The organism is Ectopseudomonas composti (assembly GCF_001567565.1).
Taxonomy (GTDB): Bacteria; Pseudomonadota; Gammaproteobacteria; order Pseudomonadales; family Pseudomonadaceae; genus Aquipseudomonas; species Aquipseudomonas composti_A.
Window position 1 is genome coordinate 34,836 of record NZ_LSSW01000013.1, and the last position, 16,314, is coordinate 51,149.

The 16,314-nt window shown below is 65.6% G+C and carries 13 protein-coding genes; 1 reads left to right on the forward strand and 12 read right to left on the reverse strand.

Features of this window, described 5'->3' with window-relative positions:
* Position 1: 1 nt before the first annotated feature.
* The 12 genes from PCLY_RS02445 to PCLY_RS02500 all read right to left on the reverse strand — a co-directional run bounded on the left by PCLY_RS02445 (position 2) and on the right by PCLY_RS02500 (position 15,187).
* Entirely contained in the window at positions 2 to 1,066 is a 1,065-nt protein-coding gene (locus PCLY_RS02445; RefSeq protein WP_061237657.1) for an imelysin family protein, read from the reverse strand.
* A 10-nt stretch (positions 1,067 to 1,076) separates the two neighbouring features.
* The gene (locus PCLY_RS02450) at positions 1,077 to 2,489 is read right to left on the reverse strand and encodes a di-heme oxidoreductase family protein (RefSeq protein WP_061237658.1); all 1,413 of its coding nucleotides are present in this window, start codon (positions 2,487 to 2,489) and stop codon (positions 1,077 to 1,079) included.
* 144 nt (positions 2,490 to 2,633) lie between these two features.
* Positions 2,634 to 3,413 carry an SH3 domain-containing protein gene (locus PCLY_RS24290; RefSeq protein WP_082767993.1) on the reverse strand — a complete coding sequence of 260 codons (780 nt, stop codon included), beginning with the start codon at positions 3,411 to 3,413 and terminating at the stop codon, positions 2,634 to 2,636.
* Between the two features lie 102 nt (positions 3,414 to 3,515).
* A complete protein-coding gene (locus PCLY_RS02460; protein ID WP_061237659.1) occupies positions 3,516 to 5,480 on the reverse strand; it encodes a HAMP domain-containing methyl-accepting chemotaxis protein in 1,965 nt (654 codons plus the stop codon).
* Positions 5,481 to 5,791: 311 nt separating this feature from the next.
* The gene (locus PCLY_RS02465) at positions 5,792 to 6,571 is read right to left on the reverse strand and encodes an IclR family transcriptional regulator (RefSeq protein WP_061237660.1); all 780 of its coding nucleotides are present in this window, start codon (positions 6,569 to 6,571) and stop codon (positions 5,792 to 5,794) included.
* A gap of 75 nt (positions 6,572 to 6,646) precedes the next feature.
* On the reverse strand, positions 6,647 to 7,321 hold the full coding sequence (locus PCLY_RS02470) for a sarcosine oxidase subunit gamma (protein WP_082767994.1): 675 nt from the start codon (positions 7,319 to 7,321) through the stop codon (positions 6,647 to 6,649).
* 1 nt (position 7,322) lies between these two features.
* Positions 7,323 to 10,220 carry a 2Fe-2S iron-sulfur cluster-binding protein gene (locus PCLY_RS02475; protein WP_061237661.1) on the reverse strand — a complete coding sequence of 966 codons (2,898 nt, stop codon included), beginning with the start codon at positions 10,218 to 10,220 and terminating at the stop codon, positions 7,323 to 7,325.
* Positions 10,217 to 10,519 carry a sarcosine oxidase subunit delta gene (locus PCLY_RS02480; RefSeq protein WP_061237662.1) on the reverse strand — a complete coding sequence of 101 codons (303 nt, stop codon included), beginning with the start codon at positions 10,517 to 10,519 and terminating at the stop codon, positions 10,217 to 10,219. The genes PCLY_RS02475 and PCLY_RS02480 overlap by 4 nt, the downstream gene beginning before the upstream one ends.
* Positions 10,520 to 10,686: 167 nt before the next feature.
* Entirely contained in the window at positions 10,687 to 11,925 is a 1,239-nt protein-coding gene (locus PCLY_RS02485) for an FAD-dependent oxidoreductase (RefSeq protein ID WP_061237663.1), read from the reverse strand.
* A 5-nt stretch (positions 11,926 to 11,930) separates the two neighbouring features.
* Positions 11,931 to 12,806 (reverse strand): bifunctional methylenetetrahydrofolate dehydrogenase/methenyltetrahydrofolate cyclohydrolase FolD, encoded by an 876-nt coding sequence (folD, locus tag PCLY_RS02490; RefSeq protein ID WP_061237664.1) that lies wholly within the window; start codon positions 12,804 to 12,806, stop codon positions 11,931 to 11,933.
* A complete protein-coding gene (gene purU / locus PCLY_RS02495) occupies positions 12,803 to 13,666 on the reverse strand; it encodes a formyltetrahydrofolate deformylase (protein ID WP_061237665.1) in 864 nt (287 codons plus the stop codon). The genes folD and purU overlap by 4 nt, the downstream gene beginning before the upstream one ends.
* Positions 13,667 to 13,894: 228 nt before the next feature.
* The gene (locus tag PCLY_RS02500; protein WP_061237666.1) at positions 13,895 to 15,187 is read right to left on the reverse strand and encodes an NAD(P)/FAD-dependent oxidoreductase; all 1,293 of its coding nucleotides are present in this window, start codon (positions 15,185 to 15,187) and stop codon (positions 13,895 to 13,897) included.
* 110 nt (positions 15,188 to 15,297) lie between these two features.
* On the opposite strand from PCLY_RS02500, the gene PCLY_RS02505 reads away from it, so the two are divergent.
* Complete coding sequence (locus PCLY_RS02505; protein ID WP_061237667.1) at positions 15,298 to 16,047, forward strand: IclR family transcriptional regulator; 750 nt, start codon at positions 15,298 to 15,300, stop codon at positions 16,045 to 16,047.
* The last annotated feature ends 267 nt before the right edge of the window (positions 16,048 to 16,314 follow it).

The window sequence follows — 16,314 nt, forward strand, 5'->3', positions numbered from 1 at the left end:
ATCAGTCCCCGTCGTGAGCGTTGAAGCCGATCTGCACGCCAAGGGCCTTGGCCAGGTCGCTTTCCTGCAGGCGATGCAGGCGATTGAGGCTGTCGTACAGCTCGTTGAGCAGGTTGCGCCCGGCTTCGCTGGTGAGCAGTTCGGTAAGTGGCAGGTCGAGTGCAGCCAGGCGCTGGCGGGTGTCGAGGTAGGCCGCATCGATGCGTTGCGCCAGTTCGGCCTGATCGCTGCCCAGCAGCGATTGCAGGCCGTCCTTGTTGCTGCCGTGCCAGAGCAGTTCGGCACTGGCCAGCGCCGAGCCGAGGTTGGCCAGGCTGGCGTTGCTGCGCCAGGACTCGGCCTGGTATGGCTGCGCAATGCCCTTGGTCTGCCGGCCGAGCGGCGCACCGAGCTTTTTCTTCATGCCGTCGATACCGCTGACCTGAACACGCAGCAGCTCTGCCAGGGCTTCCTTGGAGTCGGCGTAGCGCTCGTTGGGGAAGTGCTTGAGCTGTGCGGCCATGCCACTGTCGTTGGCGCGCCATTGCGCCAGGATATCGGCGGCCAGGGCTTGCTGATGCTGACCGATGGCCTGCAACAATGGGCAGTAGCGGGCTTTTTGCTCCTGCTGGGTCAAGTCGATGCCGGCGTCGAACAGTATGTATTCGGAGGCGGTCAGCCCCTGCACCACGACACTGGCGCTGGCCAGGGCGGCCTGGGTGAGCTGTGGTTTGCTCTTGAGCAGGGCCTCGACCTGACGCTGTACCAGGTTCTTCTTGTCCGGCCAGAACTGCACCTGCCAGGCACGATTGCCCTCGGCCAGTGGGCCGAGCATCAGTGGCTGCAGCGCCGACCAGGCGCTCATGGCACCGAGAAAGGCCTGGCGCGCGGCAGGCAGATCGGCGCTGCCGGCGCAGAAGGCCGCGGCACGTTCGGCCAGTTGATGGTCGGCTTCCTGCCAGCTGGTGTAGGCCGGCAGCAACACGCCATCGGTGAGGGCGCCAGTGACCTTGGCGGTCTGATCCTGCTGGCCGCAGCCGACCAGGGCCAGGCCGAGCAGGGAGGCGATCAGGCTCTTGTGCAACATCTCGGGCTCCTTAAAGGGAATTGAGGAAGGCGAGCAGTGCGGCTCGCTCGTCGGCATCGAATTTCAGCACCTGCTGCTTGGCCGTTTCGGCCTCGCCGCCGTGCCAGAGTATGGCTTCCAGCAGGTCGCGTGCGCGACCATCATGCAGGAACTGGGTGTGGCCGTTGACGGCCTGGGTCAGGCCGATGCCCCAAAGCGGTGGCGTGCGCCATTCGCGGCCGCTGGCGAGAAACTCCTCGCGGTCATCGGCCAGGCCTTCGCCCATGTCGTGCAGGAGCAGGTCGGTGTAGGGGCGGATCAACTGACTTGCCAGCTCCGGCTCGGAAGCATCGGCCGAGGTGGTGAAGCTGGGGGTATGGCACTTCTGGCAGCCGGCCTGATGGAACAGGCTCTTGCCCTTGAGCACCTCAGGAGCGTCGACGTTACGCCGCGCCGGCACGCCGAGGTTGCGGCTGTAGAACAGCACGCTGGCGAGGATGTTGTCGCTCACCTCCGGCGCGCCGCCGTTGACCGCTGCCAAACAGTCAGGCTGGGCCTGGGTGCAGTTGTCATGGGTAATCAGCGTGGTGGTCAGGCCCATGTCGTTGGCGAAGGCGTCGGCATTCTGCTGGTTGAGGTTGGGTTGTCCGGCCTTCCAGCCGAAACGGCCGAGCGCAGTGCGCTGCTGGGCGCGATCCCAGACCTGATTGGCGCGCCCGGAAATGCCGTCGCCATCGGCGTCATCCGGGTCGGCTGCAGCCAGGATGTCTTGCTCGGCGATGGCTTCGAGCAGGCCGAGGCCGATCATCGGCGGGGCGATGCGGGCAGAGAGTCGGGTCTCCGGGTGCAGCTCGCCATAACCGAGCTGGGTGATTTGCAGCTGCGGCTTGCGCAGCTCCACCAGGGTGCCGTCGGCGAAGCGCAGCGGTACGCTGCTGTAGGTAACGCGGACCTTGCCTTCCGGCACTACACCGGGGTTGGCCATGTCTTGCAACTGGGCGCCGTAGGTCGGTTCTGCGACCACTCCCTGATGGATCAGCAGGTCGGCATGCTCCGGGCCGGCGGGTATCGACAGGCGCACCAGCATCGAGGCCGCGCTGACCGCATCCGGCCCTGGCGGGTGACCGCGACCGTCCTTGAGGTGGCAGTTCTGGCAGGCGTTGGTGTTGAACAACGGCCCCAGACCGTCGCGCGCAGTGGTCGTGGCCGGTGCCGTGACCCAGGGGTTACGGAAGAAACTGTTGCCGACCGAGAAGTCCAGGCGCCGGCTCGGCGCCAGGTTGGCCGAGGGCTGGGAAAAGGCGTTGTGATCGAACTTGCGTACCGTGGCGGCTCCGGCCGAGAAAGCCTCGCCGGGTTCGGCTTGGGTGAATTCGGGCTGCTGCTCGCAAGCGATCAGGGACAGAGCCAGAAGAGGCAGCAGACAACGCTGGAGCGGCGACATCGAGGAACTATCCGAGCAGGCGAGGAAATGGGGCGCCAAGATTAGCAGGCTAACGGAATTTAAATAAGATGGATTAGCGTTATCTAGACGCGGCCAGAAGTCGCGGGGCGGCCGCGTCGCCTCAGCGCGACGTGGCTGGAGCTGTCAGGCACTGGTTCTGTTCACGGCGATGAACCACTTCGGCTGCATGGCCGCGAAGTCGGTGCGTACGTTACTGGGCAGGTAGCTGGCGGAATCCAGAACATGCATCTGGTCGTCCGAGCGTTCGAAGACCACCCAATGCCAGAAGTCGCGGCCGTTTTCCTGGTGGTGCTTGATGGCCAGTAGGGCCAGGTCCGGCAGCTTCTCCCAGGATTCGAAGGGGGTCTCGCCTGCCGCTGCCGTCACGCCGCCCGCCGCCAGCAGTCGCCTGACGTACTGGCTGTCGGACCACAGAGATGGGTCTTCGGCATGAATGCCCATGGCGTTGGCGGTTGCCTTCATCTCGGCGTAGGTTTGCCCGAGAATGTTGGCACAGGCGGCGATGCCGCAGCCGCTGACTTCTTCCTGTATGACACAGCGTCGTGTGTGTTCGGCGAGGTTGGCCTGTGGCACCCAGCCTGACGCGGTGCCGTCTGCGCGTGTGCACCAGAGCCAGCCATTGAGGCTGCGCGAAGCGATCAGGCGCTCGCCTGCGTGCACATCGAGTTCTCGAGCCGTGTAGGCCTCGCGAGCGCGGGCGCGCTGTCCGTCGAGTCGTTCGATGATCTGCTTGGGGACCCAGCCCGCTTCCTGCCCCGGCGTGCTGCAGAACAACCAGTTTTCCCAGCCCTCGTCGCCCTGATACTCCTCGCCAACCGTGAGTGGTGCGCCCTCGTTGAAGGTAATCGGGTTGGGAAATTCACTGCGATGGGCGGTGGTGACGATAAAGGTTCGCGGGGTCATGTGCATCCTGCCGGTAGCTGTCCAGAGAACGTGGCGCGACAGATTAGCGGCAGGACGATGCAGCGGGAAGGGCGGCGCGTGGCGAGGCGCGCCGCCTTGGGTTCAGGCGCTGATGCGGAAGCGGTTGACCTGCTCCTGCAGCTCGCTGCCCAGGCGCGCCAGGTCGATGCTGGCCGCCGAGGTTTCTTCGGTCGCGGCTGCCGATTGCTCGGCGATATCGCGGATGCTCGAAATGCTGCGGTTGATCTCCTCGGCGACCGAGCTTTGCTGTTCCGATGCCGTGGCGATCTGCTGGTTCATCTGCTGGATGCGCGAAACCGCCTCGTCGATGCGCGTCAGGGCGGTGCCGGCGTGGCGCGCCGCCTCCACGGTTTCACCGGCCATGCCGCGACTCTGCGCCATGACGCCGACGGCGCCTTCGGCACCGTTCTGCAGGGCTGCAACCAGCTGTTCGATCTGCTGCGTGGACTCCTGCGTGCGCCTGGCCAGGGCACGCACCTCGTCGGCGACCACCGCGAAGCCACGCCCGGCTTCGCCAGCGCGCGCAGCTTCGATGGCAGCGTTGAGCGCCAGCAGGTTGGTTTGTTCGGCAATGCTCTTGATCACGTCGAGCACGGTGCCGATGTTGGCACTGTCACCCTTGAGCCGGCCGATGGCCTCGGCCGAGGCCTCGACGGTTTTCGCCAGTTGCTCGATACGAGAGATGGCCTGCTGCACGATCCTGCCGCCTTCGCGGGTCTGGTCTTCGGCCTCGGTGGCCGAGCTGGCGGCGTTTTCCGCATTGCGCGCGACGTCCAGCACGGTGGCGGCCATCTGGTTCATGGCGGTGGCGACCTGTTCGGTCTCCATGCGTTGTCCGGTGACGCCGGCACTGGTTTCTTCGGTCACTGCCGAAAGCTCTTCGGCGGCGGTGGCCAGCTGGGTGATGCCGGAGCCGAGTTTGCCGATCAGGTCGCGCAGGCTCAGGGTCATGGCCTGCATGGCTTGCATCAACTGACCCAGTTCGTCACGTCGGTCGCTGTCGATGTCCGTGGTCAGGTCGCCGTCGGCGACCTTGCGGGCGATGCCAACCACTCGTTGCAACGGGCCGACGATGGCCTGGGTGATGATCAGCGAGCAGAGCACCCCCAGCGCGAAAGCGATCACGGCAGCGATCAGCAGGGTTCGCTTGGCGTTGCTGGAGTCGCTGACCAGCAGCTCACGTTGCAGTTTGAGGGATTGGCTGGAGGCGTCGGCAACCTCGCGAGCGCGATCGGTCATGTCCTTTTCGCTCTGGTCCAGCTGGCCGATGCTGGACTTGAGCTGGCCGAAGTTGTTGCGGTAGTCGTTCAGTTGCTGCAACGCATCCTCTATCGCCGAGCGCGCGCCGCTGTCTTGCAGGGTGCCGAGCAGTTCTCGGCCCTTGCTGTCGAGTGAGCTGAAATGCTCGTCGAGCAACTGCGCATATTGGTCGTCGCGGCGCAGCAGGAAATCTTTCTCCCGGCGCCGGGCTTCGAGCAGCTCCATGGCCAGGTCGCTGGCCTGGTTGGCTCGACTCAGGGTGTCGATGCTGTCTTGTGCGCCGCTTGCGCGAATCTGTTCGACCGCCCGCTGGCGCAGGCTGAGCTCCAGCTCAGAGAAGCGTTTGAGGGCTGCCCGGGCGGAAACTTCCATGGCTTTCTGTGCATTGCTGCTGGCCGTACTAGCGGCCTGCAATTGCTCCAGTTCGCTGTGATAGCCACTGGCGTCTTCCTGAATCTGACGCATCAATGCCTTGTTTTCCGGGCGCGCCAGTTCAGCTTCCTTCGCGGCGGCCTGCTCCTGGATCTGCTGCGAAATAGTCAGGGCTTGCTGCATGGCTGCTTCGTCGTCGCGCAGCAGGTAGTTCTTCTCCTGCTGGCGTGCGCGCATCAGGTTGGCGTCGATTTCGCTGACGCCGAGCAGGTTGTCGATGCGATGCAGAGTGCTGTCCAGGCTGGCGTTGCCGATCCAGGCCGTCACCAGGGTGATGATCAGAATCAGGCCGAAACTGCCGAGTAGTTTTTTGCGAACACTAAGGTCAAGAAGCATGCGAGAAACAGTATTCATGACGATTCCCTGTGATGTCGTGGATCTAGCAACCTCTGTTGAGCGTAGCCGATGGGGTGAGGGGCTCCGGGAGCGCGGCAGTGAATGGCGTTGAGCGAGAAGTGAGTGCCGTTTCCCGATGTGTCTTGCCGCAGTAGGGGCAATGGACACTCAAAGAAAGTATCCCCACCCGGAAAGCTGCGCGGTACATGGGCGGAGGATAGCAGGCAACGCGATGATGGCAATATGATGTTACTTATTTTTTGGACGGTCTGCCTTCAGCGTCTTTGTCGATGGCGCCGCGCAGCCTGTCATGCAGGCCCAGGTGTGCATCAACGCTGGGCAGCGCTGCCCAATTCGACGGAAATCGCATCCGCGCACTGCTGCAGGCTTTCCCGGTAGCGTTCACGTGCCACGGGGCTGTCCATCACCGCTTCCGGGCCGGACAGGTTGATCGCCGCCACCACGTTGCCACGGTGGTCACGCACGGCGCAGGCGATGGCAGTGGAGTAATCGGAACGGTGCATCACCCAGCCGCGCTCGCGGTCGCGCTCGAGCAGTTGCTGCAGCTCGGGCAGGGTCTTGGGGGCGGGCGGCGGGTAGTCGTCCAGGCGCACGTGCTGGTAGAGCGCGTCCAGCTCCATGGGCGTCAGGCCGCTGAGCAGCATGCGGCCCATGGCCGTGCAGTGGCAGGGAATGCGTGTGCCGATGGGGATGTTCACCGACAGACGCTGGGCGGCGAAGGCACGGCCGATGTAGAGGCTATCGGTGTGCTCGCGGATCGACAGGTGGCACGACAGCGAGGTGCGGTCGCGCAGGGCATTGAGATGCGGCATGGCGATGTCCACCAGGTCGCGGCTGGCCAGGTAGGCGAAACCATCGCAGAGCACTTGCGGGCCGAGTTCGTAGCTGTTCTTGCCGAGCTTGCGCAGGTAGCCCATGTCGGTGAGCGTGATCAGGATCCGGTAAATGGCCGAGACGCTGACGCCCAGGCGCTCGGCGATGACGTTGCTGCTTAGGTTGCGTTCGTTGGCGTTGAACATCTGCAGGATGCTCAGGCCGCGCTGCAGCGCGGGAACGCGGTAGTCCAGCTCGTCTTCGTGGATGCTCATGATGCTGCCCTCGTGGCTGTGTTGCCCTCTCCCCCAGCCCCTCTCCCATGAATGGGAGAGGGGCTGGGGGAGAGCTCATGGCAGGGCGTCGATCCCTACCGGCTGTCCACCGAACTCCTGCATGGCATCGAGCAGCGCGCCCCAGAAGTAATGCACCGAGGCGCGGTCGCAGAGGAGGTGCAGGCACGGCACTTCGCCCAGCGGCAGATTGGCGACGATGACGTTGACCCGCGCCGCCGAGGTCTGCGCCACCTGGCCGACGGCGAAGGCCTGGGCGCTGAGGTCGACGCCGCAGAGCTTGGCCATCACCTCGGCCTGGCAGGTGCCGCTGAGCGCCAGCCAGGCGTGGCTGTCCTGGCGCGGCAGCAGGTACTGGCCGGCGCGGGTCTGCCACTGGCTTTCCTCGCGCAGCGCTTTGCTTCCGGCATCGTCCAGGCTGCCGAGCAGCAGGTACTCGGTTTGCGACAGGCGCAGAACGTGGCTGCCATCGGCCTGGCTCAGCGCCTGGTTGGGTGCCTGCGGCAACTGGTAGCCCAGCGCGGAGAGGTAGTCGGCGGCATTCGGGCCACGCAGGCCGTAGCGCGCCAGGTTGGTCAGATCGAGCAGGGCACAGTGGCTCAGCAGGGCGCTTTCCTCGTCCTGGCCGTAGGTGGTGACGATGCAGCTCTCGCCGAACGGGGCGAGGGTGGCGCCGGTCTGCAGGCGATAGAGCGGGCTGCGCGCGGTGAATTGATTGGCTTGCACGGTCATCTCACAGCTCCTGGCGTTGGCTTTCAGGGTCATAGAAGGGCAGCTTCACTACCGTGGCCTGCACCACCTCGCCGCCTTCGACGCGGATCGGGATTTGCTGGCCGGGCGTGGCCTGTTCGGGCGCGCAGTAGGCCAGGCCGATAATCTGGTCGATGGTCTGCGAGTACTCGCAGGAGGTGACGTTGCCGCTGATGTCCGGCCCCTTGAGCACCAGATGGCCTTCCAGCGGCTGGCTGCTGCCCTTGGCCAGGGTGAAGCCGACCAGCTTGCGAATCGGCGCCTGCGCCTCGAGGATTTCCACCGAGCGTTTGCCGACGAAGAACGGCTTGCTGCGGGCGATGGCCCAGCCCATGTCGATCTCGGCCGGGCTGGTCATGCCGTCGGTGTCCTGGCTGATGATCACGTGACCCTTTTCCAGGCGCAGCAGACGCTGGGTCTCGACGCCGAAGGGGCGAATGTCGAACTCCCGGCCGGCTTCCATCAGCGCATCCCACAGGGCTTCGCCGTAACGCGCCGGAACGTGGATCTCGTAGCCCAGTTCACCGACGAAACCGACCCGCAGCAGGCGGGCGGGAATGCAGGCAACCGTGCCCAGGCGCACCGCCAGGTAGGGGAAGCCTTCGGCGGACAGATCGACGTCGCTGCACAGTTTTGCCAGCACCTTGCGCGCATCCGGCCCGGCCAGGTTGACCGCAGCCAGTGCGGCGGTGACGTTGGTGATGTCGACGTTCAGGCGCCACTGCGCGTTCCACTTGAGCATCTGCTGGTAGACGCGGTCGACGCCGCTGGTAGTGGCGCTGACGTAGAAGTGCTCGTCGGCAAAGCGCGCGCAGACGCCATCGTCGATCACCACGCCGTGCTCGTTGGTCATCAGCGCATAGCGCGAGCGGCCCACCGGCTGCTTGGCGAAGGCGAAGGTGTAGAGGCGGTTGAGCAGCTCGGCGGCGTCCGGGCCGCGCACGTCGAGGCCGCCCAGGGTAGAGACGTCGATCAGGCCAACCTTCTCACGCACCTGGCGCGCCTCGGCCTGCATGCAGGCTTCGCGCTCTTCCGGCTTGCCGTAGTAGGCCGGGCGCTGCCAGATGCCGGCGGGCATCATCTTCGCCCCCAGCTCCAGATGGCGCGCGTGCATGGCGGTCTGCCGATACGGGTCGAAACCACGGCCGGCGACCTGCGCCAGGGTTTCCGGGCAGAACGGTGGGCGCGCGGTGGTCACCCCGGTTTCGCTGACGCTGCGCCCGGTGGCCTGGGCCACCAGGCGTGCGGTGGGCAGCGCCGAGTGGCGGCCCTGCGAGGGGCCCATGCCGACGGTGGAGAAACGTTTGACCAGCTGCACGTCGCGGTAGCCGATGCGGGTGGCATTGACGATATCGCGCACCTGCAGGTCTTCGTCGAAGTCGACGAAATCCTTGCCTTTGGGATGCGGGAAGATCGGCCAGGGGAAGTTGACTCGCGGCTCGTTTGGCAGCTCGCGCGGGCTCGAACCCGCCTCCAGGCCGAGGGCGGCGAGTGCACGCAGGGCGCCGTTGACGGCATCGATGAGCAGCGCGTCGAGGGCGTTGCGGCCGTTGACCGAGCCGACCACCTGCAACCCACTTGGCAGGCCGGACAGGCTGAAGCAGGCGCTGGCGTCGTCGTAGGCCAGCTTGCCGCCGGCCTGGCACAGCAACTGGTACACCGGCATGTAACCGGCGGACATGCACAGCAGGTCGCAGTCGATGCGCAGGCCGCTCGCGGCCACCTCGCCCTGGGCAGCGATGCGGCGCACGTCCACGGCGTTCAGGTGTTTGTCGCCCTGCGCCTCGTACACCGTGCTGCCGACATGGCAGGCGACGCCACGGGCTTGCAGGGCCGTGGCCAGATTGGCGTCTTCGGCGCGTTCGCGCATGTCCACCAGGGCGGCGACCTCGACACCGGCATCGAGCAGGTCGAGGGCGGCCAGGTAGCCGTCGTCGTTGCCGGTCAGCAGCACGGCGCGCTGGCCCGGCTTGACCGCGTAGAGCTTGATCAGGCGCTGTGCGGCGCTGGTCAGCAATACGCCGGGCAGGTCGTTGTTGCGAAACACCACCGGCTGGTCGAAGGCGCCAGCGGCATTGATGCACTGACGGGCGCGCACCTTGTACATGCGATTGCCCTGGATCACCGGCAGGTAGTGGTCGGTGAACCAGGCGTTGCAGGTGGCTTTCTTGAGGATGCGGATATTGGCGTGGCCTTCGACGGCGGCCAACAGCTCGGCGCGCAGCTCGGCGGCACGTTTGCCTTCGACATCGAAGCGCGCCCAGGCCAGCGCGCCGCCCAGATAATTCTGCTGTTCGATCAGCAGCACCTTGGCCCCGGCGTTGGCTGCGGTCAGCGCCGCGCACAGGCCGGCTGGGCCGGCGCCGATCACCGCCAGGTCGGTGAACAGGAAGGCCTTGTCGTGGTACTGCGGCTGCAGTTCGAGGTTGAGTACGCCGAGGCCGGCTTTCTTGCGGATCAAGGGTTCCCAGGCCTTCCACATGCCCTTGGGCTTGTAGAACGAGCGGTAGTAGAAGCCCACCGGCATGAACCTGGAGAAGTGCCCGAGCAGGGCGTCGCGATCCTTGTCCAGGCTGCCGCTGTAGTTCTGCGCGCTGACTTGCAGGCCGCCAGCCAGCGGCTGCATATCGGCCAGCACGTTCGGCTCGTCCGGCAGTTGCACCAGGGTGTTGGCGTCCTGCCCGGCCATCGACAGCGGGCCGCGCGGGCGGTGGTATTTGAACGAGCGCGACAGCAGCCAGCGCTGGTTGGCCAGCAGGGCACTGGCGATGCTGTCGCCGGCCAGGCCCTGGTAGGTGCTGCCCTCGAAGTCGAAGCTGACCGGGCGGTTGCGGTCGATCAGCAGGCCCAGCGGGGCCGGCAGGCGGACATCGGCGCTCATGCGTTCACCTCCTGGGCGGGCGCGGCGAAATCGACGCGGTGGTCGAACAGCTCCTTGGGGTCGAAGGTGCGCAGGATCTCGTCGCTGACGGTGTGGCGCTCGGCCAGGAACCAGTAGCTGGAGGCGTTGTGCATCCACCATTCGGTGACCACGCCGGCGATGTTCTCGCTGTTGAACACGTAGTCGGCCCATTCGGCGTCCGAGCAGGTGCTCGGGTCGGGCATGCGCTTGAGTTCGCCGCCGTAGGTGAATTCGTTGATGTTGCGAGGCCCGTTGAGCGGGCAGGGCATGATCTTCATGGTGATCCCCAGTCATTCAGCTTGCGTAGCGGGTGGCGTCGGAACGCCACCCGAGCTTCTATCTGCCCCCTCTCCCATCTATGGGAGAGGGCTGGGGAGAGGGTGCTTTTGATCAATGCAGCCCTCTCCCCCAACCCCTCTCCCGCAAGCGGGAGAGGGGAGTTCGTTCAGTGGCTCGCCGCCGTGGCGCCCATCTCGTTGACCTGGCGGAAGGTGGAGAAGCGCTCGAGGGCGAAGGGTTGGATCAGCGCCGGGGGCCTGCCGGTGGCCACCAGCTCGGCCATGGTCTTGCCGCAGATCGGCGTGGCTTTGAAGCCCCAGGTGCCCCAGCCGGCGTCGAGGTAGTAGTTGTCCAGTGGCGAGAGGCCCATGATCGGGCTGTAGTCCGGGGTCATGTCGGTGCTGCCGGCCCACTGGCGCATCAGCTTGGCGCCGGCCATGAAGGGGAACATCTCGATGGCTGCTGCCAGCAGGCTTTCCTTCAGATCCAGGGTCGAGCGCGTGTTGTACAGCGGGTAGGGGTCGGAGCCGCCGCCGAAGACGATCTCGCCACGGCTGGTCTGCTGCACGTAGCAGTGCAGCGCACTGGAGCTCACCAGCGGATCGAGGAAGGGCTTGAACGGCTGGGTGACCATGGCCTGCAGCGGGTAGGTGTGGATCGGTGCCTTGATCCCCAGCTTGTTCATCAGCAGCGAGCTGGCGCCGGCCACCGCCTGCACCACGCAGCCACAGCGAACGTCGCCACGGTTGGTCTTCACTGCCGTGACCTTACCGTGCTCGACGACGAAATCCTGCACTTCGGTGAGCTGGTGGATTTCCACGCCGCGCTTGGCCGCCTGCTTGGCGTAGCCCCAGGCCACGGCGTCGTGGCGGGCGGTGGCGCCGTCGATATGCCAAAGCCCGGCGAGTACCGGCAGATGGCCGGGGTCGAGGTTCAGGCAAGGCACCAGTTCACGGATCTGCTGGCGGTCGAGCATCTCGGTGCGGCCACCGAAGTGCTTGTTGACCTCGGCGCGCTGGCGGAAGGCGCGCACGGTGGCGTCGGTGTGCGCCAGGGTGAGCTGACCACGCTCGGAATACATGATGTTGAAGTCGAACTCGTTAGACAGCTCCTTGAACATCCGCACCGACTCGGCATAGAAGCGCACGCCTTCGCTGGTGAGGTAGTTGGAACGGATCACCGCCGTGTTGCGCGCGGTGTTGCCACCGCCGAGGTAGGACTTCTCCAGCACCGCGACGTTGGTCACGCCGTGGTACTTGGCCAGGTAATAGGCGGTGGCCAGGCCATGGCCGCCGCCGCCAATGATGACCACGTCGTAGGCCGGCTTGAGATCCTTCGGCGCAGGCAGGTCGACCTCCACGGGGTACTCCGAGGACAGGCCGTACTTGAGCAGGGCAAGGGGCATTGCGATTACTCCTGGGCCGTCAGGCCGTGTTGCTGGCGGGCGGCGAGCAAGGTGTTGTGCATCAGCATGGCGATGGTCATCGGGCCGACGCCACCGGGCACCGGGGTGATGGCCGAGGCCACCTGGCGTACGGCATCGAAGTCGACATCGCCGACCAGGCGCGAGCGGCCGTTGTCCTCGATGCGGTTGATGCCAACGTCGATCACCACCGCGCCGGGCTTGATCCAGTCGGCGCCGATCATCCGTGGGCGGCCGACGGCGGCGACCACGATGTCGGCCTGGCCGCACAGTTTCTCCGGCTTGACGCTGCGCGAATGCAGCACGCTGACGCTGCAGTTGGCGGCCAGCAGCAGCGCCGCCATCGGCTTGCCGACGATGTTCGACCGGCCGACCACCACGGCATGCTTGCCAGACAGGTCGCCGAGGGTGTCGCGCAGCAGGCGCATGCAGCCGGCCGGTGTGCAGGGTGTGAGCACCGGGCGGCCCTGACTGAGGCCGCCGACGTTCTCACTGTGAAAACCGTCGACGTCCTTGGCCGGGTCGATGGCCTGCAGCACGCGGGTCTCGTCGATATGCGCCGGCAGCGGCAACTGCACCAGAATGCCGTTGACCGAGACGTCGGCATTGAGCCCGGCCACCACTTCCAGCACCGCCGCGGCGCTGGCGTCGGCACCCAGGCGATATTCCAGCGAGTGGATGCCTACTTCGCTCGCCCGCAGCACCTTGTTGCGCACGTAGACCTGGCTGGCCGGGTCATCGCCGACCAGCACCACGGCCAGCGCCGGCTCGATCCCCTGGGCCTTGAGCGTGGTGACTTCAGCGGCGACCTCGGCGAGCACGCGTGCGGCGGTGGCCTTGCCGTCGATCAGTTGTGCGCTCATCGGAAGATCACCGTCTTGTCGTGGTTGAGGAACACGCGGTGTTCGAGGTGGTACTTGACCGCCTTGGACAGGGCCACGGTCTCGGTGTCACGGCCCACCGCCACCAGGGCATCGGGGGTGTAGTTGTGGTCCACGCGCTGCACTTCCTGCTCGATGATCGGGCCTTCGTCGAGGTCGGAGGTGACGTAGTGGGCAGTGGCACCGATCAGCTTGACGCCACGGTCGAAGGCCTGGTGATAGGGCTTGGCGCCCTTGAAACCGGGCAGGAAGGAGTGGTGGATATTGATGGCGCGCCCCGATAGCTGCTTGCACAGATCGTCGGAGAGGATCTGCATGTAGCGCGCCAGCACCACCAGCTCGGTGCGCGTTTCGTCGACGATCTTCAGCAGCTCGGCTTCCTGCTGGGTCTTGGTCTCCCTGGTCACCGGCAGGTAGATGAAGCGGATGCCTTCGCGCTCGGCCATTGGCCGCAGGTCGAGGTGGTTGGAGACGATGGCGGTGATCGTCATCTGCAGCTCGCCCTTCTGGTGGCGATAGAGCAGGTCGGCCAGGCAATGGTCGTACTTGCTGACCATCAGCAGCACGCGCGTCGGCTCGGTGGTGTCGTGCAGCTCCCAGCTCATCTCGAAGCGCTCGGCGACCTCGACGAAGCCGTCCTCGATCTGCTGGATATCACCGGCTAAACCTTCGTTGAAGCGAAATACCGCGCGCATGAAGAAGGCGCCGCTGATCTCGTCGTCGAACTGCGCCATTTCGCTGATGTAGCAACCATGGTCGGCGAGGAAGGACGTTACGGCGGCGACGATGCCGGATGTGGCCGGGCAACTGATCTTGATCACGTATGGGTGCTTGGCGTGCATGGCGAATCCTCTGCTGGGGGCGGCGGCAGGAAAATCTTCATGAATGAAATGGATGTTCGTTCATGAATAAAATTAACTGTGGGTAATCTATTTTTCGTGCTGGTGATTTTTATAAGTGAATGAACAAAGCGTGTCCATGCCTGTGGGGAATTTTTTTATCCTTTCAAGAAATAAAAGACGAGTGGCGGCCACGCCCACGCATTGGCGCGCCGGGGCCACCGCTCAGGCCTAGAGCCTGTCGTAGGCGAAGGGGCGTGGATCGACCAGCGGCGTGCTGCCATCGATCAGGTCGGCGAGCAGATGACCGGCGCCTGGCGCGATACCGAAGCCATGGCCGGAGTAACCGGTGGAGAGAAACAGCCCTGGCAGTCGCTCGACCGGGCCGATCACGGGAATGGCGTCCGGGGTGACGTCCATCACCCCGGCCCAGCTTTGCTCCACGCGAATTTGCCGGAAGAAGGGAAAGGCGCCTGCCAGGGCTTCGCGTGCTTCGGCCAGGATGGCCGGGCAAGGGCGCGGGTCGAGTACCCGGCAGCGCTCGAAGGGGCTTGCGCTGTCCATGGCCCAATGCCTGGGCTGGCGCAGTTCCTCGAGAAAACGGCCATCCAGGCGCAGGCGTACTTCGCGAAACTGCTGGCTCAGCGCCGGAAGGAAATCGCCGAGGTAACGAAAGCTGTCCGGGGTGATCGGCGCCAGGTTGCCGTTGCGCTGGGCAATGGTGTAGCCACCGTCGGCGCGTTTGCGAAAGGCGTAGCGGCTGGCGCCGACCGCCAGTTCCGGGCCACCCGCCATCGGTGCAGTACGCAGTACCGAGGCCACCACTTTCAGTTGCGGCAGACGCAGGCCGAGGTTGGCGCAGAACAGCGTCGACCAGGCGCCGCCAGCCAGCACCACGCTGCTGCAGCTCAGGCGCCCCTGTTCGCTGTACAGCCCGGCGACCTTGCCGGCCGTGATGTCCAACCCCCGCACCGCACAGCCCGTGACGATGCGCGCGCCCAGGCGTTGCGCCGCACGGGCGATCACTGCACTGGCGCGGTGCGGTTCGGCGCGGCCATCACTGGGCGTATGCAGTGCGCCGCTCCAGCCGGCAGCGGCGCCTTCGGGCATCACCCGGAGCAGATCGGCACCCTCCAGCAGGCGCGCCTGCACGCCATGGGTGCTGGCCGCCTGTAGCCAGTGCGCCTGTTGTTGCAGTTGGCGCGGCGTTTCACAGGCGTAGAGCACGCCACTGCGGCGAAACCCCAGGTCTTCGCCGAGCTGCGTTTGCCAGCGATCCCACAGCTGCAGGCTGGCCATGGCCAGGGGGATTTCGCTGAGGTCGCGGCCCATGCTGCGACACCAGCCCCAGTTGCGCGACGACTGCTCGGCGCCGATCAGGCCCTTCTCCAGTACGGTCACGGCGATACCGCGGCGGGCCAGCCAGTAGGCCGTGCTGACGCCGATGATGCCGCCACCGATGATGGCCACCTCGGTGCTCTCCGGCAGCTTGTCGCTGGTCACCTGTTCGATCTGTGGGTACATGCACCTTTCCTCGGGCTGCGCTGTGATGTCGGCGAGCATGCGCCGGCCCTCAAGGCGTGCAATTTGCATTGCATCCGTCCGCTTTCTTTTATCAATATGTGAGAAATGCTATGGGCGGCACCCAGACCCTGGAGCGAGCGTTCCTGCTGTTGCGCGTCATCGCCGCTGCCGGCCGGCAGGGCGCCAGCCTGGCCGAGTTGCGTGAGGCCGCCGACTGTTCGCAGGCCACCGCTTACCGCCTGCTGCAGTACCTGCGCCGGCAGGGCTTCGTGCGGGGGGCGCAGCAGCGCGGGCGCTACGTGCTCGGCTACGAACTGTTCGCCCTCGGCGCCCAGGCCGGCAATGCCAGCGCGCTGCGCGAACGGGCGCGGCCGGTGCTGCTGCGCCTGGCACAACGCTTTGGCGATACCTTCTTTTTATTGGTGGCAGACGGTCATCAGCTGCTGTGCCTGGACATGCTGGCCGGGCAACTGCCGGTGCAGAGCTACAGCGGCGCGGTGGGCGGGCGCATCCCCATGGGCGTCGGCCAGGCCTCGCAGGTGCTGCTGGCCTGGCTTGGCCGCGCCGAGCGCAACGACATCCTCGCCCACAACGCCGCCACACTGCGCCTGGACTATGGCCTGGACGTCGAGCGCATCGCCGCCAGCCTGCCCAGCGTCAAGCGCCTGGGTTACGCCAGTGGTCTGGTGGACAAGCGCCTGCCGGGCTACACCGGCCTGGCGGTGCCGATTCTCGATGGCGATGGTCAGCCGCTCGGTGCCCTCAGTTGCGCGCTGGCCCGACCGCGCATGACCGACGCCCGACGCCAGGCACTGGCGCAAGTGATGAAAGAGGAGGCGCAGTGGTTGCGCGACCCTTGAGCGGAAGCCTGTAGGCTGCTGCGGCACTTCGCCTACGAGCAGCCACGACGCGATGATCTAGGCTTAATCGATGGGTATGACGCCGAAAGGACGGGCGCTATCAGGCTCGCGGCAAAGCCGTTGGCAAGCTGCAGAGACAGCAGCGCTGCATTTGGCTTGTTCCACTGCAAGGCCCTGGTTTATGTCACCGCACCGTTTGTATAGCCGTGGAGTTCGATCATTTTGAAGACACTGCTCGATGCGCAATGGGCTGCATTGGAACGGGTC

What these genes read in the sequence shown, in the direction of transcription:
- purU (WP_061237665.1), bottom strand. Translation starts at nt 13,666, where the DNA reads ATGCACGCCAAGCACCCATACGTGATCAAGATCAGTTGCCCGGCCACA.
- PCLY_RS02445 (WP_061237657.1), bottom strand. Translation starts at nt 1,066, where the DNA reads ATGTTGCACAAGAGCCTGATCGCCTCCCTGCTCGGCCTGGCCCTGGTC.
- PCLY_RS24290 (WP_082767993.1), bottom strand. Translation starts at nt 3,413, where the DNA reads ATGACCCCGCGAACCTTTATCGTCACCACCGCCCATCGCAGTGAATTT.
- PCLY_RS02505 (WP_061237667.1), top strand. Translation starts at nt 15,298, where the DNA reads ATGGGCGGCACCCAGACCCTGGAGCGAGCGTTCCTGCTGTTGCGCGTC.
- PCLY_RS02470 (WP_082767994.1), bottom strand. Translation starts at nt 7,321, where the DNA reads ATGACCGTGCAAGCCAATCAATTCACCGCGCGCAGCCCGCTCTATCGC.
- folD (WP_061237664.1), bottom strand. Translation starts at nt 12,806, where the DNA reads ATGAGCGCACAACTGATCGACGGCAAGGCCACCGCCGCACGCGTGCTC.
- PCLY_RS02465 (WP_061237660.1), bottom strand. Translation starts at nt 6,571, where the DNA reads ATGAGCATCCACGAAGACGAGCTGGACTACCGCGTTCCCGCGCTGCAG.
- PCLY_RS02480 (WP_061237662.1), bottom strand. Translation starts at nt 10,519, where the DNA reads ATGAAGATCATGCCCTGCCCGCTCAACGGGCCTCGCAACATCAACGAA.
- PCLY_RS02500 (WP_061237666.1), bottom strand. Translation starts at nt 15,187, where the DNA reads ATGTACCCACAGATCGAACAGGTGACCAGCGACAAGCTGCCGGAGAGC.
- PCLY_RS02460 (WP_061237659.1), bottom strand. Translation starts at nt 5,480, where the DNA reads ATGAATACTGTTTCTCGCATGCTTCTTGACCTTAGTGTTCGCAAAAAA.
- PCLY_RS02450 (WP_061237658.1), bottom strand. Translation starts at nt 2,489, where the DNA reads ATGTCGCCGCTCCAGCGTTGTCTGCTGCCTCTTCTGGCTCTGTCCCTG.
- PCLY_RS02475 (WP_061237661.1), bottom strand. Translation starts at nt 10,220, where the DNA reads ATGAGCGCCGATGTCCGCCTGCCGGCCCCGCTGGGCCTGCTGATCGAC.
- PCLY_RS02485 (WP_061237663.1), bottom strand. Translation starts at nt 11,925, where the DNA reads ATGCCCCTTGCCCTGCTCAAGTACGGCCTGTCCTCGGAGTACCCCGTG.